We start from the raw sequence: 23065 nt of genomic DNA, 5'->3' as shown, positions 1-23065 counted from the left end.
GTGAAGAGTCTTTGCACCCATAGGGCACAAGTCTCGCCAGGGTCGCTTTCCGCTCCCGAGTCTCGCTATGCGTTTTTTGCAAGAGATCTTAGCCGTCCCACCCTCCCCGTCCCCTCAAGCCATATTTTACGATGGAGACAATGGGAAGAACGAAAAGGATCGTTTCGTTCCCGGCATCCACTTTAGGGTTAATCAACAGCCCTGGGTTCGTGTAATTTATCATCTTCCTCCAAAAATATTTCCAAGCCGTGCTATACTGGAAGTATCATTTTTTTCTTAAAAAGAAGGAGTGGAGGCTTTGGAGGGGAGTAATTTTTCGTTTTTAACAGAACGATGGCCTCTGTTGGCGGACCTAGGGGAGGCGGGAGAACGCAATCTGCACCCCGATCCCAATACAACACTCTTTAAACTCCGCCTTTTCGGGGAGAGAATGGCGAGAATCATCTATGCGGAGGAGAAGCCCGTCACCATGGAACCCCATAACCAGAATGACCGGTTGCGGGTGCTAGGACGGGAAGCCGACCTGCCCCGGGAAGTGATCGGCATGTTCCACTCTCTACGCCAAAAGGGAAACGATGCAGTTCACGAGGGGATCGGAACGACGCAGGAGGCGAAGAGCCTTCTTCAGATCGCTTACAAGCTGTCTGTCTGGTTTATGCAAACCTATGGTGATTGGGATTTCCAGCCGGAACCTTACCAGGAGCCTCAACCACGGCCGGAACCGGAGGAGATTCGCCGGGAAATCGAAGAAAAATACCGGAAAGAACAAGCACAGCGGGAACAGGAACTGGAACAGAAGCTGGCGGCGGAACTGGAACGGATGCGTTTGAACACTCTGAGTCACGGAGAGATGCTCAATCGCCGGGCACAAGCCCGCCGCGCCGCTGACCGGCTGGATCTGACCGAGGAAGAGACCCGCCGCATCATCGACGAACAGCTGACCCTGGCCGGTTGGGTCGCCGATTCCCGCCGTCTCCGCTATGCCAAGGGGGCTCGGCCGGAAAAAGGAAAGAACCAGGCGATCGCTGAATGGCCGACAGCTTGTGGCCCGGCGGATTATGCTTTGTTTGTCGGATTGAGACTGGTGGGCTTGGTGGAGGCGAAGAAGATCAGCAAAAGCATTCCCTCGGATCTGGAGCAGGCCAAAGAATATGCTCGCCACGTGGAAATCTCAGAGGGAGAAGAAGAGATTCAGCGCTGGGGGGACTACCGGGTTCCCTTCGTCTTTGCCACCAACGGACGGGACTACTTTCAGCAGGTGGAGGAACAATCGGGGATCTGGTATCAGGATCTACGCAGTCGGCAAAACCGGGGCCGTGCCTTGCCCGCCTGGTTTTCTCCAGAGGACCTGCAGGAGAAGCTGTCCCAGGATGAGGAGCAGGCCCTGAAACGACTGGAGGAGGAGGAATTCAGCTACCTGGGTCTCCGTCCCTATCAGGAACAGGGGATTCAGGCAGTGGAACGAGGCATCCGAGAGGGGAAGCGGGAGCTGTTGGTGGCCATGGCTACCGGGACAGGGAAGACCCGCACCGCCATCGGGTTGATCTATCGGCTCATCAAGAGCAAAGCTTGCCGCCGCATCCTGTTCCTCGTCGACCGGACCGCCCTCGGGCAGCAGGCGGAGGATGCATTTAAAGAATCGCCTCTGGAAAACTATCGAACCTTTGCCCAGATTTTCGAGTTGCAAGGGTTAAAGGAGAAGGTCCCCCAGCCTGAAACGAAAGTCCATATCCAGACGGTGCAGGGAATGGTGAGCCGCCTGTTCAAGAATGGAGGGGAGACTGGGATCCCCTCTGTCGGCCTCTATGACTGCATTATCGTAGACGAGGCCCACCGGGGCTACAAGCTAGACAAGGAGATGGGAGAGGTGGAGCTCCTTTTCCGGGATCAGAAGGAATATATCAGCCAGTATCGAAGGGTCCTGGATTACTTCGATGCGATCAAGATCGGATTGACCGCCACCCCGGCCCTACATACGCGGGAGATCTTCGGTGACCCCATTTACAACTACACCTACCGGGAAGCGGTGGTGGACGGCTATCTGATCGACCATACCCCGCCACACCAGTTGACCACCCGCTTGGCCCAGGAGGGCATCCGCTGGCAGGTGGGGGAGTCCGTCGAAGTCTATGATGAGGATCAGCAAAAGGTGGAGCGGATCGACCGCTTGGAAGACGAAGTCAGCATCGAGGTGGATCAATTCAACAAAGCGGTCATCACCCGTTCCTTCAATGAGACGGTCCTGGATGAAGTGGCCCAACACCTGGACCTGGAAAACGGCAAGAAAGCCCTCATCTTTGCCGCCAGTGACAAGCACGCTGACATGGTGACAGAGATCCTGAGGAAAAAGCTATGGGAGTGGCAGGAAGAAGAGGAACGGGCGGTGCTGAAGATCACCAGCTCCGTCCATGATTCCCTGGAAGCGATCCGCCGTTTCAAAAACGAAGCCTACCCCAAGGTGGCGGTGACGGTGGATCTGCTGACGACGGGGATCGATGTCCCTGAGATCTGCACTCTAGTCTTTCTGCGCCGGATCAAGTCCCGGGTGCTCTACGAACAGATGCTGGGCCGAGCCACCCGGCCTTGCGAGCGGGTGGGCAAAGAGTACTTTGAGATCTTCGACCCGGTTCGCCTTTATGAGGCGTTGGAACCCTTCACCCGCATGAAACCGGCCACCGTCCACCCCCAGGTCTCCTTCACTCAGCTGGTGGCGGAGATGCGGGAAGTGGATGACAAATCCGTGCAAAAACGGTATCGTAATACACTGCTGGGGAAATTGAACCGAAAACAGCGTTTCTTTCAGGAGCAAGAACGACAAGAATTTCAGAATCACTGCGGGCGCACTGTGGAGGAGATGGTAGATTGGATTCGCAAGACTCCTCTGGAAGAAGTGGCAGAGAAGTTGGAGCAGGAAGCTCCCCTGCTCACCTTCCTCGATCAGCGGACACCACAACCCCGGCGCAAATATATCTCCAATCATCCCGATGAATTACTCAGCCATCAGCGGGGATACGGGGAAGCCGAGCGGCCGCAAGACTACCTGGAAGCCTTTGGCCAGTTTTTGCAGGAGAATGAAAACCGGCTCCCTGCCCTGCGCCTGGTCTGCCAACGCCCCTCGGATTTGACCCGGGAAAGCCTGAAGGAGCTGAAGCGGGAGCTGGCCAAGGCAGGCTATCGAGAAACCACACTGCGAACTGCCTGGGCTGAGGCGACCAATGAAGAGATCGCCGCTGACATTATCAGCTTCATCCGGCAACGTATGCTAAGGGAACCCCTTGTCTCCCATGAAGAACGAGTGCGGAGAGCCATGGAGAAGCTCCGCCGTTCTCAACAGTGGACGGCTCCTCAGAAAAACTGGTTGAACCGGATTGAAAAGGTCCTTAAGCAGGAGAGCGTGTTGGGTACCGACGCGGAGCAGGTTTTTAATGAAGATCCTTTCAAAGATCAGGGCGGTTATCGCCGCATCGATAAAATTTTCCATGGACAAGCCCAGTCCATTCTCGACCGGATCAACCAACATCTCTTTGCCTAAAAGAAAGGAAGAACATCGGAGATGAACACCCAGGAAATCGTACAAAAGCTGTGGAACCTGTGTAATGTCCTGCGGGACGACGGGATCACCTATCACCAGTATGTGACAGAGCTCACCTATATCCTTTTTCTCAAAATGATGAAGGAGCGGGAGGAGGAGGACTCGATCCCTGAAGAATACCGTTGGGATCGCCTTACCTCTCTTCATGGGGAGGAGTTGCATCAGCATTATCGTCGTCTGCTCACGGATCTAGGCGCCCAGGGGAGAGATCCCCTGGTGCGGCAAATCTACGGCAACGCTTCCACCAACATCGATGAACCCAAGAATCTAGAGAAGATTATCCGTTCCATCGATGGGCTGGATTGGTACAGCGCCCGGGAGGAAGGCTTGGGCAACCTGTACGAGGGATTGTTGGAGAAGAACGCCAGTGAGAAGAAGTCCGGGGCGGGGCAATACTTCACCCCCCGGCCACTCATCAATGTGATGGTGAAGCTGATCGACCCTCAACCGGGAGAAAAGTGTAACGACCCCGCCGCCGGCACTTTCGGATTTATGATCGCAGCGGATCATTATCTGAGGGAGAAGTATGATCAATACTTCGATCTGGAATCCCAACAGCAGCGGGACTTCCAGAAATACGAGGCTTTCACGGGTTGTGAACTGGTCCAGGAGACCCACCGCCTCGCCTTGATGAACGCTCGTCTGCATGGGATCGAAGGGAAGATCCAGCTCGGAGACACCCTCTCCAGTCTGGGAAAAGAGATGGGGGAGATGGACGTCATCCTGACCAACCCTCCCTTTGGTACCAAGCGGGGCGGGGAGCGGCCCACCCGGGATGATTTCACCTATCCCTCTACCAACAAACAGCTCAACTTTCTGCAACATATCTACCGGGCCCTGAAAGCGGACGGAAAAGCCCGTGCCGCTGTCGTCCTGCCCGACAACGTCCTCTTTCAAGACGGAGACGGCAAAAGTATCCGCGCTGACCTGATGGACAAATGCAACTTGCACACCATCCTGCGTCTGCCCACGGGAATTTTCTACGCCCAGGGTGTGAAGACCAACGTCCTCTTCTTTGAGAGGGGCACCAACGATACGGGCAACACGGAAAAGGTCTGGTTCTATGATCTTCGGACCAATATGGCCAGCTTCGGCAAGCGCAACCCCCTTACCGAAGCTCACTTTGACGGTTTCATCCAGGCTTACACCGCCACCGATCGGAGTCAGGTGCCGGATGAGCGCTGGTCCTGCTTCACCCGGGAGGAGATCCGTGCCAAGGGAGACACCCTCGACCTCGGCCTCATCGCCGATGCCTCCCTTTCCGCCTATGAGGATCTTCCTGATCCCATCGACTCTGCCGAGGAGGCCATTGGCAAACTGGAACGCGCCACCGCCCTCCTTACCGACGTCGTCTCCGAACTGAAAGCCGCCAGGGAGGGACGCAAGTGAGCCGAAAAAAGAAACAGACAAAAACGCTGGAAGAGTTGCTGACTGAAGCCCTGGTGCCCGAAGAGGAGCAGCCCTATGAGCTGCCGGAGAATTGGGTGTGGGTGAGGTTGGGATCACTTTCAAAGGTTACTGGTGGAGGAACTCCAAAGTCAAGTGTAGAAGAGTACTATAATGGAGAGATTCCGTGGATTACACCTGCTGATCTGTCAGGATATAAAGATAAATACATTAGCCAAGGGAAGCGTAACATAACAAAAAGTGGGTTGAAAAACAGCTCTGCTAAGCTGTTACCTAAAAATACATTACTCCTTTCTTCACGAGCACCAGTGGGATATGTAGCCTTAGCAGCAAACTTGCTTTGTACTAATCAAGGATTTAAAAGCTTTCCACCTACGGAAGCGTATGTTCCGGATTATGGGTATTGGTATTTGCGCTTTGCTAAGCATATTGTTGATGAGTTTGCTAGTGGAACAACATTCAAAGAAATTTCGGGAAGTAAAGCCGCAAAAGTTCCCTTCCCCCTCCCCCCTCTCTCCGAACAAAAACGGATCGTGGACCGGGTGGAGTCTCTGTTGGGGAAAATCGAAGAGGCGAAGGGATTGATCCAGGAGGCCCGGGACAGCTTTGAGCAGCGTCGTGCCGCCCTCCTCGACCGGGCCTTCCGCGGCGAACTGACCCGCACTTGGCGAGAACAGCACCCCGACGTGGAACCCGCCGACCGCCTGCTGGAACGGATCCGGGAAGAGAAGGCAAGCATGGAGACCCAGAAGGGCCGCCGCAAAAAGACCACCGATTACGCTCCTATGGATCCACCCTACGAACTGCCAGAGGGGTGGAAGTGGGTGAGGCTGGGTGAGATTGTTAACAGCTTTAAAAACGGCATTTATAAGCCAAAAGAGTACTACGACGATATAGGGGTTCCTTGTCTGAGGATGTACAATATCCATCAAAGTGAACTTAACTTCAAAGATATGCACTTTTTGAGGTTGGATCCTACAGAGGTTGATGAGTATAAACTTCAATATGGCGATATTCTGATAAACCGTGTTAATTCACGAGAGTTAGTAGGAAAGTGTGCAGCCGTACCAAAGGAATTTCCGAAATCCGTTTTTGAAAGTAAAAATATAAGAGCTCGTGTTTGTAACCACGTAAATCCTTTTTATCTGGCGTACGTATTGGAATTGGGTTACGTTAAGGAATTGATTCTAAATTCCTCAAAACAAACTGTGGGAATGGCTACAATTAATCAAGCTTTTATGAGTAACATCCCAGTTCCGCTATGTAGTTATGAAGAACAATGCGAAATTATCTCTGCAATTCATAGGATAGCACACCTTGAGAAGGAGCAACTTAGCTTATTGTCCGAAGTTGACTGTGATGAGCTCACCCAATCCATCCTCACCCAAGCCTTCCGGGGCGAACTGGGGACCCACGATCCGGCGGAGGAGAGTGCCCTGGAGCTGTTGAAGCGTACTCTGGCGGAACAAAACGGGCTCGCTTACGAATCACCGGTGAGGGAGACGCTTCAGGTGGCGGAGCAGGGGGAATTGTATCTACCCTAATCGCGCACCTATGGAGGAGGATTCAAACCTCCGTCGGGTTTACTTTCCGGGCATGTGGATTATCCATATTTTAGGTAGGGAATCCGGTCGGGATGGCGGGACTTTGATTCGCCTTTGCACCCATAGGGCACAAGTCTCGCTAGGGCCGCTTTCCGCTCCCGGGTCTCGCTATGCGTTCTTTGCAAGAGATCGTAGCCGTCCCACCCTCCCTGTCCCCTCAAGCCATAGTTTATGATGGGGAAATGGGAAGAGCGAAAGGTCGATTTAGTTTTCTCCACCCATTTATTGGTTAATCAACAGTCCTGCGCTCCCATTGATTTCTCTTGGACCCAAAAAGGACATACAATAAAGGACACGAACCCGGTAACCACCGGGTCCGTGTGAATCAACTGCCACATGATTTGCGGTCAGAAGTCCGGTTCCCGGTGCTACGGGTGTCGGACTTCTTCCTTTTCCCACAGGGGGTAAGCCAGTGAGCGAGCAATACCAGAGCCAAGGCCAGGAACGCCGCTCACAGCAGGGAAAGGAAGTCTTTCACCTCCTCCCATGGAAGCATGGAAGGGTCACCTCCTCGGGGCGTGCCCTGGGTGCTCCTGCGTTGGCTCCTTCCTTCCGTGAGACGAAAAGAAGATGCGGTCGGCAGGTCCAGTGATCCGTCTCCTCAGAAGTGGGGTGACGACGCCGATGGGGGTCCGACATCCGTTGGGTTCGTGCCCTATGGAAAATTATACCCTGTTCCGTCTGGCCTGTCATTACTTTTAGAAACTTGTCTCAGGCGTGCGGGTTATCCATATTTTAGGTATAAAATAAAATCGGAATGGGGGGACGGTGAAGAGCCTTTGCGCTCTTTGCAGATCGTAGCCGTCCCACCATTCCCGTTCCCTCAAGGGATATTTTACGATGGGGGGACGGGAAGAGCGAAAGGGTCGTTTCGTTTCTATCATCCACTTTAGGGTTCATCAACAGCGTCATTGTGTGAATAGTTTGCAGGGATCCGATATTCATTGCCCCGTTCTATGCAGAGGTGGGGTCCAATCCTCCGTCAGGTTTACTTTCCCCATGGGATCAGATAGAATAAAATCAAAGATTAAAAGGCATCCCATCTTGGCACGAACCCGGCGGCCACCGGGTCCGTGTAGTCTTAACCAAACTATCATTGGTCAGATGTCCGGTTCCCGGTGCCACGGGGCCGGACATCTTCTTTGGATTGGGTATTTTTCCCGAATTGGTTTAAATTAAGGGGATGATTCTGAGGTAAAGGTGGGGTGTACATGGGGAAGTGGATGGGTGTGGTTCGCCCGGACAAGATTCACCGCAGGAGGCCTTGGGAGAAATGGATAAAGCACAACGGATCGAAATGAAATCCGTCGCTTCAGATGAGGTTCAACGCAGTTTGACTGAGAAAAAGGAATTGGAAAAGTTTGTTGCAAAACTACGAGTAGAAGAATGGGAATCTGATTCCCGATTACCCGAGGACGCAAAACCAAGCCATGAATATATTTTTTATCAAGAGGAGACGCTCCAAGTAGGGGAAAAGAAAGGAAAAGGGGCTCCATTGTACGAAGTGGCAAGGCTCATCACCTACCGGGAGCTTCCCTATGTGAAGTTGAAAGTCTCTCTGATCGAATTGGACTGCAAGGTCCCTGAGGATGTCGCTCGATATTTGAATCAGCTTTGACATTAAAACACGAACCCGGCGGCAACCGGGTCCGTGTTTTCAAAAACATCTCACTGCTTGCAGTCCGGTTCCCGTGCACGGGTACCGGATTTCTTTGGCTAAAACTCATCTGGTCCCATTCATATATCTTCTGTCAGGCGTGTTGATTATCCATATTTTCGGCAAGGAGATCGTGTTCACCCACGCGACCGATCCAGCAAGGAAGTAATGACTGGCCGCTCCAAATCTGAGCATCGGGCAGGGGCAAAGCCTTACGGAAGCAACACTAGAGTGTGCCGTCTTCGGAGACACCGGGGGTCATTTTTTGAAATGATTTGCTCAAGGCTGGGGCCCCATCGATGATCGCCCCGGCATAGGGGATGAGCAGGCCGATCATGCCCGCAAGGGTGGCACTTCTCCAATCCAATTTCCGGTCTCTCAGCCAGTCAAAGGTGGACTGATCCGTCACTCCACCACTGCCGCCACCGATGATCTTAGGCAACCACTTTTGCAGGAAAGGAAAACGACAAAACCCTCCGCTATGGGAGGGTAAATTATAAAACTATGACCCACTCTCTTCCGGCAACAGAGCCCAATAATCGCCGAATTCGGGTTTATCTTTGATTAACTTATCCACGCGTTCGATGCCTTGATCGGCTTTCTGATATTCTCCACCCGACCAACTGTGATACACCTTATCGTACCTTCCGCTCGTTTCGAAAAGGAAAGATATCCAACCTTCTTTGTCAAAGTATTTTTCTTTTCGATTTCGGAGGAAAATCTGGTTTTCAATCCCTTTTGGAATACCAACCCCTGTTTTGTCGTACATATCGTACATTTCCTTGTAGGCCTCAAGGATCTCTTCCCTTCTGTTCTCATTGAGATGAAGAACGGTGCAATACCATGTTCTAAACTCCATCTCGACAACAAACTTCGGTGTATCCCCCTCTTTAAACACAACCACGTACATTTCCCGTTCGTCGTGCAACTTTTTGGCTTCTTCCCGAGTCAACGGATGCCTAGGCTTTCCCAAGCTGATCATCCACTTTTTATAAAACTCTTCCTTCATTCCAAAACCTCCGGGTTATAGACTTTACCCTTCTCATCTCTGATGATGATGTCGTTGTCAGTAGCGTACTCTCTAACATTATTAGGAACAGGCTTTTTTTGTACTGGAACCTCCAAAAACATTCTACCCTCAAGGGTATCCCCAGCCAAATCTGCATTCTGATGCCCAGATCTTTCTTCAAGGGACTCGAATGGTGGCGAACTGTCTAACATGGGAAAGACTGAGTTTTTAGATGGCCGCTCGCAACAACACGGTATGGAACAAAGTCAAAGAAAAATTAGCGGAACAGGGTGAAACGATTCTCTTTGACATTCTGAAAGCAGGTGGCAAGAAGTGTGATTCTAGGAGGAAATCATGCTTCTACTTTCAGTATATACATCAAGGAACCTAAAACGCCCAGCATGTTGGGGTTTTAGGTTGGCAAAGGTTAACAATCATAAGGAATTACGATGCCTCAATCCAATTTAACTTGGGGTGAAGCTTTTCGTACTTGTAAAAATACTTTACTGCATTAAGCATCATCTGTTTATCAACACACATATTTTCAGGCAGATTTGACAGTTGGGATATCTTAATCATCACTTCTTTTGTACCTGATTTAGATGGATCTATTAAATGAAAGATCCGATCACCATCGTAAACTGGTTCAATTTCCTCTTCCTCTTCTTCCCTCTCTAAATCATCATCTACGATGTAAGAATAACCTACATGATACAAAACCTCGTTATCTATCAGATTACCCCCACCTACAATCAATTCTCCCATGGCTTTTCTTCTTAATGTGACGATCGATCGTTTCTGTCCGTCTAACTGTGTCAGATATTCCTCAATTACTTTCCAATCAGGATCATTAATAGGCGACAAATGTTCAGGCGTTAAAAGCCATAGGCTCATTTTTTACCCCTTCCTTTCCTGGATGCTCCCTTCATTGCCTTATATTTATCCCTTGGTACACTCCACGGAAGTCTTTCAAAACCTTTTTTAGGGTAGAAAGTTTGTGTTACTTTTTTGCCATTCTCTATATAAATTACTTGTAGTTCATCTAATCTCGATTGCTCAACCATGTTTACTAGCGCCCCTTTACAAAAACCACAGGGTTTTTTGTCTACGGTAATCACAGCTTTTCCACCTACTATACCCTTTGCTTTTCTTTTTAAAAAGAGACTATACATAACATCGGCCTCAGCATGAGTCGGGGAAACTGCATTCATATAGAGGTTCTTGGAAATTTCCTTATCATTCCCATGAGCATTCTTTGAAGCAAACTCATATCCATCACCTCTTGCAATTGCTACAGTGTATGGATCGTCATCGCCACTTCGAAGGGGAAGTCCAAATTTTTTTCTCGCCTCAGCTACTTCATCAAAGGTTGCGGGTTTCCCTAAATTACTTTTCCCACCCCCACCACCGTTACCCGAGGCCTTGTTATACCCCCCCGCCGCTTCCTGGCCGTTTTTCTTCACCCAGGGCATCGCCAGTGTGCCGTCGCCGGAGACACCGGGGATCATTTGTTGAAATGATTTACTCAAGGCTGGGGCCCCATCGATGATCGCTCCAGCATAGGGGATGAGCAGACCGATCATGCCCGCTATGGTGGCACTTCTCCAATCCAATTTCCGGTCTCTCAGCCAGTCAAAGGTGGACTGATCCGCCACTCCACCACTACCACCACCGATGATCTTAGGCAACCACTTTTGCAGGAAAGGATTTAGTGTGGATTGGGCTAATTTAGCCCCTGCATATCGGGATACCCCGGCGAACACCCCATAACCGAAGACTCCTGCGAATCCACCGATCCCCATATCCCGCAGAATGGTGTCTGAGTCGTTTCCCTGAAGCCACGACACTCCGCCGGATATGGCTCCGCTGACCAACATCGTTCCCCCGAGGGGAGGGGAGACGAAGAGAGCAATGATGGTTGCAGCTAAACCGATAGTAAATTCGGGATGATCCATTCCAAAACTGACCCACTCATAAAACGGATCCACCCCGGTGATGGCACCCATCAGCTTGGAAAAGCCTATCAAACCTTGTAGTTGGGGAAGGGTTCCCATCTGATCATACCCAATCCGCTTCCCGACATAGTTTGCCATGCATTCCTGATCGTTTCCACAATGTTTACGTGCTTCTTCAAGAAGCCTTTTTATACGTTCTTCACGCAACTGCTTTTTCTTTTCTTCACTAGGGCCAGAAAGTAACTCTCCCCCTTTTTTCTTGATACAATCCCAACTAAGTGCACACTCATACCAAGAAGGATCACTCTTTACTGGCTTTACTGGAGGAGTAGGTTCGGGCTTCGTATGTAATGGAATAGGGCTGAACTCATCTTCGGGAGGATCGGGCTTTTCGGGCTTAGGGTCTTCTTTGGCCATGTATTTCCCGGCCTTACAGGAAGGTTCTCCGTTTTCATCATAAAGGAAGGGAACAGAGCAAAGAATGACTTGTCGTAAGGATGCCTGCACCGGCTCACTTTTTACAATTCCGACCACAATTCCCGCCAACATCGTAGCGGCCACCATCACAAACACATATTCAACAGTGGGGGAACCTCTTTTGGATCGGATTCCCCGAAAGAGCCAACGTAAAAGATCCAATCAACCCGCCTCCTATTTTGGAAGATTGTTGGTTAATTGGATGATAGTTTATCTTGACTTTTCTAAACAATAGGACTTTGGTTGTAAAAAGAAAGAAATCCAGCTATCACTGGATTGTGGAAGTTTTATAAAAAACAAGCTAGAAAACCCGGCCTTTAGGGATGGGATGAAAGCGGGCGTCGTTCGGGATCTCCCTTGTGGGGATCCTTAGAACAGCAAATTCTGAAAATCATTTTACGAATATATGTTCCGTTGTTAAACTAAGATTAGTGGCTCATAGAAGGAATCGGATCCAGTCCTACACTTCACAGTGCAATCACCTAAAAAAGGAAGAGACTAACGGAACACCCAAGGTCAAGCCACCCCGAACCTTTCGTGCAACAAAATGGCAACTAGTCCGTCCTCAGGTTCTCCATCACGAATCCATCTGCATCACCCCCGGGGTTGATCCCGACGGAACCATGAAAACCTCACGTAGCGGTCGCTTCACGTGAGGTTTTTCTTTGTTGGATCGCCCGATATCTGTTTTAGTCGTCTTCCTCTACCTTGTGTCCATAGTGCTGCTTGATGTTTTCCACGGAGTCTCCGTCGATGAGAAAGTCAGCTTCAGGTGTACTCAGTTTGATGATTCGTTGTTGCAGGTCAAAGGAAGTATCACCTAGGTGGATTTCATACATTTCTCCCGATGCAGTGGTGATGATCAGTTCTCCCCAGAGTTTTAACCGCTCTTGGACGGATTCCATCTTCATTTGTGTTCACCTCGAATACTGGATTCATTGTTAATATCTCCGGAGGCCCGCCTCTCATTCCCTTACCATCTAGATAAAAAGTGGAAATCCGGGTGCATTTCGACGTATCCAGGGAAAGAGGGTACACTTGCCCTTATGGATCCACTAAACCCCTCACATGAAGTCATGTGAGGGGTTCTACGTTAATCTATATTCAAAATCTCCCGCAAATCGGCTTCGCTCAGGCGGGTCAGCATCTGTTCCCCCGGTTGGATCACCTGATCGAAGAGAGCCTGCTTCTTTTGTTGCAATTCGTGGATCTTCTCCTCAATCGTGCCCCGGGTGATCAGGCGGATAACCTGGACGGTCTTTTTCTGACCGATGCGGTGGGCACGGTCGGCGGCCTGTTGTTCCACGGCGGGATTCCACCAGAGATCATACAGAATCACCGTATCCGCCCCAGTCAGATTGAGTCCGGTACCGCCTGCTTTCAGAGAGATAAGAAAAAGGTCTTTCTCTCCGCTGTTGAATCGGTGGGCCATCTCCAGACGTTCTTTGGTAGGGGTGGATCCATCCAGATAATGATAGGGAACTCCCCGCCCTTCCAGCTCCGCGCGGATCAATGCCAACATCCCGGTAAATTGGGAGAAGATCAGCGCCCGGCGTTGGTTTTGCAACAGCTCATCCAATTTTTCCAGCAACTGCGCAAACTTGCCGGAGTCTGCGGTGTAGTTTTCCAAATAGAGGGAGGGGTGGCAACAGATCTGACGCAAGCGGGTCAATCCCGCCAAGATCTTCATCCGGTTCTTTTGAAATCCTTCGGTTTGGAGAGCCTGTTGGGTCTCTTGTCGCAACTGTTGCAACGTAGCCATGTACAGTCTCTTCTGCTGAGGGGTTAGCTCCGAGAGTTGAACCGACTCGATCTTTTCCGGCAGTTCGGTCAGCACATCCCTTTTCATGCGGCGCAGGATGAAGGGGCGCACCCGCCGAGCTACCTCCTTTGTTGGAAGATCGCGCAGGGCTTGACGCCCGAAAAAGAGTCCAGGCATCACCACCTCCATAATGGAACCCAATTCGTCCAAACTATTTTCAATTGGAGTCCCACTCAGTGCGAACCGAGTTCGCGATGAGATGCGCCGGACGGCCTGGGACGTTTGGGAGTGCTGATTCTTAAAAGATTGGGCTTCATCCAGGATCAGCGTTCGGAACTGATGGGCATCATACAGCTCCCGGTCCCGTCGGAGCAAGGGGTACGAAGTGATCAGCAGGTCGAAGCCGGTGAGATCTTGCAACATCTGCTCCCGTTCGGTCCGGGTACCGGCGATGACGAGGGCTTTGATGTCAGGGGCAAAGCGAGCACATTCTTTCTCCCAGTTATAGATGAGAGAAGCGGGGGCCACGACGAGAGCAGGTCCGGTGCGGCCGTCAGAGTCCTCTTCCAGTTCGGAGAGGATAAAGGTCAGGGCTTGCAAGGTCTTGCCCAAGCCCATGTCATCAGCCAGGATCCCGCCAAATCGATAATGGGCCAAGGTTTTTAGCCATTGAAAACCAAACCGCTGATAATCCCGCAAAATCGGTTCCAAAGTGGCCGGGGGAGAGAACTTCAGATTCTCCGGGTCTTTGATATTGCGGATCAAGCGGCGGAATCGCTGTCCCAGTTTGATATCTGGTGCGTGCTGTTCCAAAAGTTCCTCAAGTTGCAAGGCGCGAGCGGCAGGTAACTTCAGGCGACCGTCTTTGATCTGGTGACGGCGAGCCCCCTCTTCGAGAAGAGAGCGGAGAGATTCTCCGCCTGGGGGTTCCAGAGAGACAAACGCCCCATTTTGCAAACGATAATACCGTTTCCGCTCGATCATGGCTTGCAACATCTCCCCTAGCTCTTCCGGATCCGCATCAGGCAGTTCAAATCGGACCTCCAACCAATCCGTCGAAGTATCCACCTCGACATGGGGAACCGGACGCCGCTCCGGTGCAAAAAGAAGGTTTCGCAGGGCAGGGGTGGTGTACAGATCCGCCATCTCTTCCAGCTCAGGGATCTGGTCATAGATGAAGTGGAAGAGAGCGACTTCATCATCCAGATAAAGTTCCTTCCCGTTGAACCGAAAGCCTACCTCCTCAAAAACGGCCATCACCTGCTGTTCCTTTTCGATGTCCCGGAGAAGAACGATACCATCATTTTTCGGTTCCTCCCTCAGCAAAGGATCCACAGTGGTTCCCCCATAAATATGGGTGATCCGGGCCGTCAACCGTTCATCGTCTTCCGTTTCTCTTTTGTAATCGAGGTAGATCTCTGTACGTAAAGGATGTTGCACCATTCGGTCCGAGACGTCCCGCTGGATCGTCAGCTGGCTTTCTTTTTTCAGGGAAGGTAAAACAGTGGACGAGAAGGTTTCCATTCGATCGGGAGGAATGTACAGTTTTTCTTCCGGAAGTTGACGGATGCGCCGATACAAAGGCAGAATGTTCTCCCGTTGCGCCGGATTCAGTTGATAGATCCGTCCGGAGTCAAAGCAGATGCCATCCTCCGACAGTAGGACCGGACCCTCGTGGTTTCCCTGTTCTTCCGGTTGCAAAACATACGCTTCCCCTTCTCTGCTCAGGGAAAAGGAGACGGGAGACTCTCCCTCCATAACCGGAAGTTCCGTGTAGGAATCTCCGTCACTCTCCAGACAAAACCGTCCTGCAGGAAGGTGTTGGAGCAACGGAAGGATCTGATCCGGAGGGATAGTCAGCTGACGCTCATTTTGCCCAGCAGGTGGATCCCAGGGGTGGAACATCTGCTGATAGGTCTGTTCGCTTTTGTAGAGGGATGCCAAAAAGCGGAGCATATCCCGATCTTTTTGATCGGGAAGGTGCACCGCGGGATCATAGGTGAAATTTTTGGTGAAATAGAGGGGTTTCCCCTCGGTGAAGGCAGATAAAAAATCCCGGATATTTTTCACCACATAGAGTCGCTTGGGTCCCGTTTTCAATCGCAGAGTTAACCAGCGGTCTATCCTCCGGTTCCAGGAAGGCGTCAATTCCAAGAGGTATTCCACCTGGAGAGGCGTAGCCGTGGTGTGGTTCTCTGCCGGAATAACCGGTTGAAACAGCCCCACGATCTCCCGGAGAGTCTTCTCGTGGGGATCTTGTTTGGGTGGATGCCAGTCGGAATGCTTCACCTCTTCCTTGACCTGGAGCAATGCAGCGACGATATGTTTGCAGGTACCGGCCATGGAAGCAAAGGCGGGACAAGTGCATTCCACTCTGTGCAAGCAACCATCCCAGTCTGTGTGTAGGAACACTTCATATACCTCGCTGCCTTCCACGACGGCCCGAAAATTCATCTCATCCGGATCAAACTTGAGCATTTTCACTCGATGTTCGCGATAATACTCCATTCCTCTTTTGTAAGTCATCCAGCTGGAAGATTGTTTCAGAATCTCATCCAAACCGACGAGCCATGCCATGGTTTCTTTCCCCTTTGAACGTGTTCGGATCTAACCATTGTAACATAGTGGGGATCAGTGAAACTTCGTCGGGATTTCGATGCGGCACAAAAAAGGGACCCCCTGTTGTTTTTTCCCCTTTGGGTCCTATTTGATCCACCCTCGGCGGATCAGGTAATTGAACAGGGGATCCACGATCCAGAACAGGATGATGAAGAGAAGGTGAAGGAAGAAAAGAGGGCGAAGAAAGATAAACAACCCGATGATCAGCAACAGATGCCAGCGTCCCATCCGCGATAGAAACATAAACCAGAACCAGAGTGGACGGTAGAGGGGGTGTTTTGCTTTCAGGGCCAAAGGGAAGATTTCTCGGATATGCGGATCCTCTGGGTTGATCCGCATCGCTTCCCGCAGATGCTCGAAGGCGGGTTTAGGGCGGTTTTGGTTCAGCAGGAACACCCCGTAATTATAATGGATGTTCAGGCTTTCGGGATCGAGGCTGAGGGAGGTTTGGAAGGCTTTCCGGGCGGCTTGGGGTTTCTTTTGTTCCCCTAGGATCCGTCCGTGGAGGGGATGATAATCTGCAATCCCCGGATCCAGTTCCAACGCCCTTTGAATGTGGCTCAGTGCCCGATCCAGATCTTGGCGGTTTTGGAGGAAATCCGCGTACCAATAATGGATGAGGTCATGGTCCGGATCTATCCGGAGAGCCTGTTGATAAGCTTGGTTCGCCTCGACGTTTTTTTGACGGATCCCAAAAGAACCCCGTGAAAGGCGAGATACAAGGGCTCGTCCGGTTGAAAACGGACAGCCTTTACAATGGATTCCAGTGCCCGGTGAGTCTTTTTCTCCGAACATTCTGCCCAGGACAAGGACATCAAATAGTGGGCGCCGGCATGTTCCGGTTCAGCGGTCAGAACTTTGGCAGTGATCTCCATGGCGAGATTGGGGCGTCCGATCCGGATGGCTTGTTCCGCCCGATCCAGTTCCCGGGAGATATCGATACCGGCGACTGACATGAGTTTCCTCCTACTTATTCAGATACTCCAGAATCTCATCATAGGTTCCAGCTTGATTGCTGTAGGTAGCATAATTTTTGGCGGTGGAGATCCACTCCAGGGTGGAGGGTTTCACATCTTTAGTGGCCTGAACCAGCATTGAAGTGGTGATGGGGCGCTTTTGCCCTGTTTTCATCGCTTCCTGAATTGCAATGTCGGCGGCGGCGTCCACGACGGCTTGCAGGTCGGCTCCAGAGAAACGCTCCGTTTTTTTTGCCACCTTCACGTAATCGATTTCCTCCACAGGCTTCCCTTTCAGATGAATATGCAGAATCTCTACTCGAGCTTCCAGATCAGGAGGGGCGACAAACAGAACCCGGTCAAATCGTCCGGGCCGTCGCAGAGCGGAATCGACAAACCAGGGGGTGTTGGTGGCTCCCAGGACAAGAATATCCCGATTATCGGAGTGGAATCCGTCCAGTTCATTCAGCAACTGGTTAGTCAGAGCCCGAGAGTGGGAAGACTGTGTTTGCTGCCGGGCTCCCCCGATCGCGTCCAACTCATCGATGAAGATGATGGTGGGCGCATGGCGGCGGGCAGTCTCAAAGAGTTCGTGCAGATTTTTCTCACTTTGTCCTATATACATATCCAAGATCCGGTGAATATCCAAACTGATAAAGTGGGCGTTGCACTCCCCGGCGGTCGCCTGGGCGATAAAAGTTTTGCCGGTGCCGGGAGGACCGTACAACAAGATGCCGCCGCCGGTTTTCTTGCCATAGGAACGAAATAGGTCCGGGTTTTGAAAGGGATAGATAATGTTCATACGTATATTTTCTTTCAGTTTCTCTAACCCGCCTACATCCTGAAAGGTGAGAGTGGGACGATCCAAGTCTTTGTCAATGGCGTTTTTGTGGAATTCCAGCACCTTCAGTTGGGCTTTCACTTTGGCCCCCTGCTGTTGCAATTCTTCCTGAAATTCAGGATCTTCCAGGGTGGGATCCCCTTCTATGGCTTCCTGATAGCGGTCGGCGGCTCCCTGGGGATCTCCCAGGGCTAGTGCGATTTTAGCTGCAAGCATTTGTATCAGAGGTGTCGGTTCCTCTGCGAGTTGTAGACTGGCTTCTGCTTTCTGGAACTGTCCCTGATCATAGTAAGCACGAGCTAACAGATGGATAGTCTCTGGGTCTGACTCTTTTTCCAGGATCTCTTCCAGATGAAGGATCCCTTCTTCATGTCTGCCTGCTTGAATTAATAGTTGGGCAACATGTCTTTTCAAGGGATGATTTTCCGGGCTAAATTTCAGTGCTTCAAGGACAGCGTCGATATTTTTTTGAAGTTCCTGCATAAGTCCCTCCTGCGATAGCCTCCCTAAAAAGAGAAATAGATAAGATTTCACACTCATTTATATCATTTGAGATCCGGATGAACAAGAGATTTGATCAGAGAAATCTCCCGCTGATTCAGCGGGAGCGTTTGTGAGGAGGAGGTGGACTTTATTTCAGTGTGTGAAGTAGGTGGTTGATGGATTGGGCTTTGGCGAGGGCGGCTTTGTCTTGAAGAATTTCCCCGGGTTTATTCCCGGTTCCGATGACATAATCGAGGAAGTTCATGCCTACGAACTCAAAAATCCAGTGGAATTGTTGAATGAGTGGCAGGCCTTTCACTCCGGGAGCGTCCCCGCCGGTGACAACCACCACCGCCGGTTTACCCTGGACGGCGTCCCGCAAGGACCTATCGGGATCTCGGAGGGATTGAGACCAGCGATCGACAAAGTTTTTCATCCGACCGGACATCCCGTACCAGTAGAGGGGAGTGGCGAAAACAATCACCTCATGATGGGCCAGCTGCTCCACATAGGGATCATAGTCATCGTCCACTTTTTGAAATCCGCCGGGTTCGTGACGGAGGTCATCGATGGGCAGAATTTGGGACTCCTTCAGGCGGAGGAAAGTGGTAGGCAGTCCGGCGGTCACCTGGTTTGCCAGTTGTTCCGTATTGCCGTCTTTACGGGAGCTTCCCAGTATCGTAAGGATATTCACAGGGATTGAAAGTCTCCTTTCATCAATGAAATGAACAGGGCGGAAGCGTTCTACCGGATCGGACTTCTACAGAGGGAAAATGCTTCCCCTTCGCCTCCCATTATAGGCCGGCGCTGTATCATCTGTTAAATGAATGATTTCGATTTAAACGATCGGAATTTATAATGATAGGCAGAGGAGGGAGAGGTCATGGAGTTGCGTCATCTGAAAACTTTCCGAACCGTGGCGGAGAAGGGAGGCTTCACCCGAGCTGGGAAGGAGTTAGGATACGCTCAGTCTACGGTGACGGCTCATATCCATAAGCTGGAGGAGCAACTGGGCAGTCCCCTTTTTGACCGGTTGGGAAAACGGACTGTCTTGACCGAAGCTGGCAAGCGTCTCCTGCCCTATGCTAAGGAAATGGTCCGCCTGTCCCTGGAGGCGGCGGAAAGCATCGGCCATTCGGAAGTGCCAGCCGGTCCCTTGCGGATCGGGGCGGCAGAATCTCTGCTCGTCTATCGCTTACCCTCGATTCTTCATGAATTCCGAAAGAGGTACCCTCAAGTCCAACTGGAGCTGTATCCTGGACAGTGTCGGCATATGAGAGCTCAACTGAGGGAAGGAGAGATGGATCTCGCCTTTCTCTTGGATGAGGAACGAAGGGAACCGGAGTTGCATACAGAAACCTTGATCCGGGAGGAGTTGATGCTGGTGGCGCCGCCAGGTCATGCCCTCGCCGGGAGAAAGCGGCTTCTTGCCAGCGACCTGAGGGATCAGACCCTGTTGCAGACGGAGTGGGGATGTAGCTATCGCATATTGTTGGAAAGACGGCTACAGAGGTCGGGCCGAGGGGTTGGACAACAGATCGATTTTTGGAATATTGAGGCGATCAAACAATGTACCATCAGCGGCTTGGGGCTAGCTTACCTTCCGCGGATGGCAGTGGACAGGGAATTGAAGGAGGGACGTTTGATCGCGCTATCTTGGTCCCACCCGGAAGACTGCGTCTTTACCCAACTCGCCTGGCATCAGGACAAATGGATCACCCCGGCGATGGCGGGATGGATCCAACTGGTGAGGGAAAGGCTCCAGCTGGGGGAGAAGGGCTGAGCGGAGTGGAGCCACAGTAAACGAGGATTTTGTTATATAAAAAACCCGGGTAAACACCCGGGTTCAGATCTTGTCTCTTTTTAGTCCATCTCTTCCTGAAAGCCGCCTGCTTCCTCTTGCAACTCTTGCTGCACTTGATACAGCTCACGCAAACATTGGTGGAATTTTTCCTCGTCCTGAGTTTCATAGCATTGAGACAATCGGAACAAGGCAAGGTATTCCTTCTTTTTATAGTCATGCCTTTTAGCCAGTTTCAACATTCTAGTGTAATAGAGGATGGCTTGCTCCAGATCCTCCTTTTTCCGGAAATAATCGCCCATCACTTGCAGAGCGTAGGACAGGCGCGTGGCACTGTTGGTCCGTTCTCCGATCTGGATGGCCTTTTGGATCGTTTCGAAAGGGTCTCTCCCATCGGGTCGATGCATATACAGGACACCTAAGCGGGCGTGAACGGTTGTCAGCTTGTCTTCCTCTTGGACTTGGTCGGACAATTTCAAAGCCATTTCAAAGCTGGATTCCGCTTGATCCCATCGCTTTTTGTCCATATAGATGCTACCCAGTACAGTCCACAGATCAAACATCGAATCATGATTGCGATTGATGCGGGCAAACTCCAACCCCTCTTTGGCATAGGTGATGGCTTCGTCAAACATTTGCGACCGTCGGAGAAGGTCGGAGCGCAACCAGTAGAAGCTGAGGATGGTTTCGACTTGAATCATTTCATGAATCTGGGGCCAAGCTTCTTGCACGATTTGCATCGCTTCTCCGAGTCGGCCCAAGCGTTCCAGGTAGATGGCCCGGTTTCGCTTCAGAATAAACTCGTACTGAGGTCGCTCGCCTCCCGGCTGGAAGACCTCCAGTCCGTTTTCTGCATATTTGAGCGCTTGTTTCAGATCATTCTGGCCGAAGCTGGTCAGACTCAGTTCATTGTAGGAGGCAGCTTCGATATTAGACTCCGAGTCCGGGTTGTTCTGATTAGCCAGGCGAATGGCATTGAAAAAAGAGCGTTCGGCCCGCTTCCAATTCCTTTTGATCCGGTTTAGCTTCCCCTTCAGAAAATGGGCGGTGGCTGCATAGGGATGTCCATCATCGAGATCGAGATTCTCCAGTTTTTTCTGGGATGGGTTGAGATCCTCGATATCTAGCAATACTTCCACTTTAAAAAGTTCAAACTTAGTCTCTTCCATTTCTTGCTGTTCACTGACCATCAGACTGGGAAGGCTTTCAATATCCAGTTCCAGCTTGTTCAGAAGGTACTTGGTTTTTTCCAGATTGACATGGGGAACTCCCCGTTCAATGTTGCTGATCGTGGCGGGGGAGATATTTTCATCTGCCAAATCCTCCAAGCGCAGACCACGATCCTTTCTCACTTTGCGAATCACTTCGCCAATTTCATGGATTTCCAGAAAACTCACGGGATCACCTCATTATATTTATTTCAAATTTGTAGCTTGAACTAGACCGATTGAGTCCATTATAAAATAAAAAACAGACATATATAAAAATTTCTTTCCATGAAAAATAAACCAATTTTTATGGGTAAGGTCAGGTTGTTGATGAACCATAAAGTGGATGGCGGAAACGAAACGATCCTTTCCCTCTTCCTATTGCTCCCATTGTAAAATATTGCTTGAGGGGACGGGGATGGGGGGACGACTCCGATCTCTTGCCAAGAGCGCAAAGGCTCTTCATCGTTCCCCCCATCCCGACCTGATTTCCTGCCTAAAATAGGGCTAATCAACACCTGGGTGAGGTGAAAAATGGCGTGGGGCAAGTCGGTATTTTCCGAACAATAACTCGCTGGCGGAGGCTTTGTACCCTTTGTTTGGGTACAACTCTCGCCAGGTTCGCTGTTTGTGGTCAGGAGATTGGAGACGGCGTTCACATCAGTTACCCCAGCCACGGATGGATCAAACAGAGGATGGCTGGAGGGTTATCCTCGCATAAAATAGATACCGACGACAATGATCAGACTGAAGCCGAGTCCTGCAGTCATAAACAGGATCGGAATCTGACTGCGCCGATCCAGATGCATGAAACGAGTAAGTTGCAATATGAGCTGGATCCCGGCCATAACCAGGATGACTGTCAAGGTGATTGACGCTGGGAAATAACGGGATCCCACCGACGCAAATGCAATCGCTGTCACGAGTAGCATCCATCCAAAGGAACGAAGATGTTTGGAGGGAGTTTCCCGGCGACGGGTGTTCTGCTTGAGATCGGTCATCTTTCATTCCGCCTTTGTTATTCAGGTTCAGATCATTCCCTATTAGGGGAGGATGCTCCGAAACCAGCGGATCTATTCCGATCGCCGGGATTCGCCAGTTTCTGCCCATTCTATTTTCCCACATCTCACATCCCACTTCTACAACATTGTGAAAAAGATTCCACCGGGCAGGCGGATTTAATTGAGTGTGATCCGATCTATCCCCCGCTTTGAGGACATAAGGGGATGTCTGATAAATCCATATTTGGGGTTGAGCCCGGTCGGGAGGGGGTTTCACATTCCCTTCGCCGCCTACTTGCCTCCAAGCGAGAATATTGCTTGGGGGACGAGGGGGGATGAGAAGGCTAGGATCTCTTGCAAAGAGGAGGGCAAAGGATCTCCGCCGCCCCACCCTCCCCCCGACCCTGGTTACCAACCGCTTTGTCACCCTGTTTTCGGACAGACCTTGTTTGTCAAACCGAAGGGGCTTAAACACTTGTATCACTAGACATGCCCTAAAGGCAATAATTTCCCTTGCGTTGCTTCCATGCCAATAGTCAGATTCTAAAACGATTCGTTTTCACTTTTTAGCAGGATGCATAGCGAGACCTGGAAGCGAAAGCGTGCCTGATACTGCGTCGGAGCGGAGTAAATATGGCCGATGAACACATCTGGAGTTGCTAGATACCTTTAAAGAAGAAGTCTCCTTTCACT

Annotated in this window: 17 protein-coding genes and 1 pseudogene; 5 read left to right on the top strand and 13 right to left on the bottom strand. The window is 51.0% G+C overall.

Going from position 1 to position 23065, the window contains the following annotated elements:
- Positions 1–289 precede the first annotated feature (289 nt).
- The 4 genes from hsdR to JOD24_RS01825 all read left to right on the top strand — a co-directional run bounded on the left by hsdR (position 290) and on the right by JOD24_RS01825 (position 8221).
- The gene (gene hsdR / locus JOD24_RS01840; RefSeq protein WP_429246213.1) at positions 290–3532 is read left to right on the top strand and encodes a type I restriction-modification system endonuclease; all 3243 of its coding nucleotides are present in this window, start codon (positions 290–292) and stop codon (positions 3530–3532) included.
- Between the two features lie 21 nt (positions 3533–3553).
- Positions 3554–4981, top strand: coding sequence for a class I SAM-dependent DNA methyltransferase (locus JOD24_RS01835; protein WP_429246212.1), 1428 nt, complete (start codon positions 3554–3556; stop codon positions 4979–4981).
- Between the two features lie 35 nt (positions 4982–5016).
- Entirely contained in the window at positions 5017–6543 is a 1527-nt protein-coding gene (locus tag JOD24_RS01830; RefSeq protein ID WP_429246211.1) for a restriction endonuclease subunit S, read from the top strand.
- A 1333-nt stretch (positions 6544–7876) separates the two neighbouring features.
- A complete protein-coding gene (locus JOD24_RS01825; protein ID WP_429246210.1) occupies positions 7877–8221 on the top strand; it encodes a hypothetical protein in 345 nt (114 codons plus the stop codon).
- Between the two features lie 265 nt (positions 8222–8486).
- Here JOD24_RS01825 and JOD24_RS01820 read toward each other — a convergent pair whose 3' ends face one another.
- The 11 genes and pseudogenes from JOD24_RS01820 to JOD24_RS01770 all read right to left on the bottom strand — a co-directional run bounded on the left by JOD24_RS01820 (position 8487) and on the right by JOD24_RS01770 (position 19056).
- A complete protein-coding gene (locus tag JOD24_RS01820; protein WP_380164496.1) occupies positions 8487–8702 on the bottom strand; it encodes a hypothetical protein in 216 nt (71 codons plus the stop codon).
- Between the two features lie 60 nt (positions 8703–8762).
- Complete coding sequence (locus JOD24_RS01815) at positions 8763–9269, bottom strand: hypothetical protein (protein ID WP_380164494.1); 507 nt, start codon at positions 9267–9269, stop codon at positions 8763–8765.
- 444 nt (positions 9270–9713) lie between these two features.
- Positions 9714–10163, bottom strand: a complete 450-nt coding sequence (locus JOD24_RS01810; protein WP_380164492.1) for a hypothetical protein — start codon at positions 10161–10163, stop codon at positions 9714–9716.
- Positions 10160–11863 (bottom strand): DUF4244 domain-containing protein, encoded by a 1704-nt coding sequence (locus JOD24_RS01805; RefSeq protein WP_429246209.1) that lies wholly within the window; start codon positions 11861–11863, stop codon positions 10160–10162. Before JOD24_RS01805 ends, JOD24_RS01810 begins: the two co-directional genes overlap by 4 nt.
- Positions 11864–12390: 527 nt before the next feature.
- Positions 12391–12612, bottom strand: coding sequence for a hypothetical protein (locus tag JOD24_RS01800; RefSeq protein WP_380164488.1), 222 nt, complete (start codon positions 12610–12612; stop codon positions 12391–12393).
- A gap of 182 nt (positions 12613–12794) precedes the next feature.
- Complete coding sequence (locus tag JOD24_RS01795; RefSeq protein ID WP_429246208.1) at positions 12795–16040, bottom strand: DEAD/DEAH box helicase; 3246 nt, start codon at positions 16038–16040, stop codon at positions 12795–12797.
- Between the two features lie 126 nt (positions 16041–16166).
- A complete protein-coding gene (locus tag JOD24_RS01790) occupies positions 16167–16625 on the bottom strand; it encodes a tetratricopeptide repeat protein (RefSeq protein WP_429246269.1) in 459 nt (152 codons plus the stop codon).
- Positions 16626–16634: 9 nt separating this feature from the next.
- A pseudogene (locus JOD24_RS01785) lies at positions 16635–16700 on the bottom strand (hypothetical protein); the annotation flags it as partial.
- A gap of 17 nt (positions 16701–16717) precedes the next feature.
- Positions 16718–17038 carry a tetratricopeptide repeat protein gene (locus JOD24_RS01780; protein ID WP_429246207.1) on the bottom strand — a complete coding sequence of 107 codons (321 nt, stop codon included), beginning with the start codon at positions 17036–17038 and terminating at the stop codon, positions 16718–16720.
- Between the two features lie 10 nt (positions 17039–17048).
- Positions 17049–18362: an AAA family ATPase gene (locus JOD24_RS01775; RefSeq protein WP_429246206.1), complete on the bottom strand. Its 1314-nt coding sequence runs from the start codon at positions 18360–18362 to the stop codon at positions 17049–17051.
- 148 nt (positions 18363–18510) lie between these two features.
- Entirely contained in the window at positions 18511–19056 is a 546-nt protein-coding gene (locus JOD24_RS01770) for a flavodoxin family protein (protein WP_429246205.1), read from the bottom strand.
- Positions 19057–19245: 189 nt separating this feature from the next.
- Here JOD24_RS01770 and JOD24_RS01765 point away from each other — a divergent pair, with 189 nt between their 5' ends.
- On the top strand, positions 19246–20145 hold the full coding sequence (locus tag JOD24_RS01765) for a LysR family transcriptional regulator (RefSeq protein WP_429246204.1): 900 nt from the start codon (positions 19246–19248) through the stop codon (positions 20143–20145).
- Between the two features lie 80 nt (positions 20146–20225).
- On the opposite strand, the gene JOD24_RS01760 is transcribed toward JOD24_RS01765, so the two are convergent.
- Positions 20226–21560 carry a helix-turn-helix domain-containing protein gene (locus tag JOD24_RS01760; protein WP_429246203.1) on the bottom strand — a complete coding sequence of 445 codons (1335 nt, stop codon included), beginning with the start codon at positions 21558–21560 and terminating at the stop codon, positions 20226–20228.
- A 518-nt stretch (positions 21561–22078) separates the two neighbouring features.
- Complete coding sequence (locus JOD24_RS01755; RefSeq protein ID WP_380164474.1) at positions 22079–22372, bottom strand: cytochrome C oxidase subunit IV family protein; 294 nt, start codon at positions 22370–22372, stop codon at positions 22079–22081.
- Positions 22373–23065: the final 693 nt, after the last annotated feature.

The sequence above is a fragment of the Kroppenstedtia sanguinis genome, from assembly GCF_050433445.1.
Classification (GTDB): Bacteria; Bacillota; Bacilli; order Thermoactinomycetales; family DSM-45169; genus Kroppenstedtia; species Kroppenstedtia sanguinis.
The sequence above is the reverse complement of the archived record's forward strand: the minus strand, read 5'-3'. Positions and strand labels throughout refer to the sequence as shown.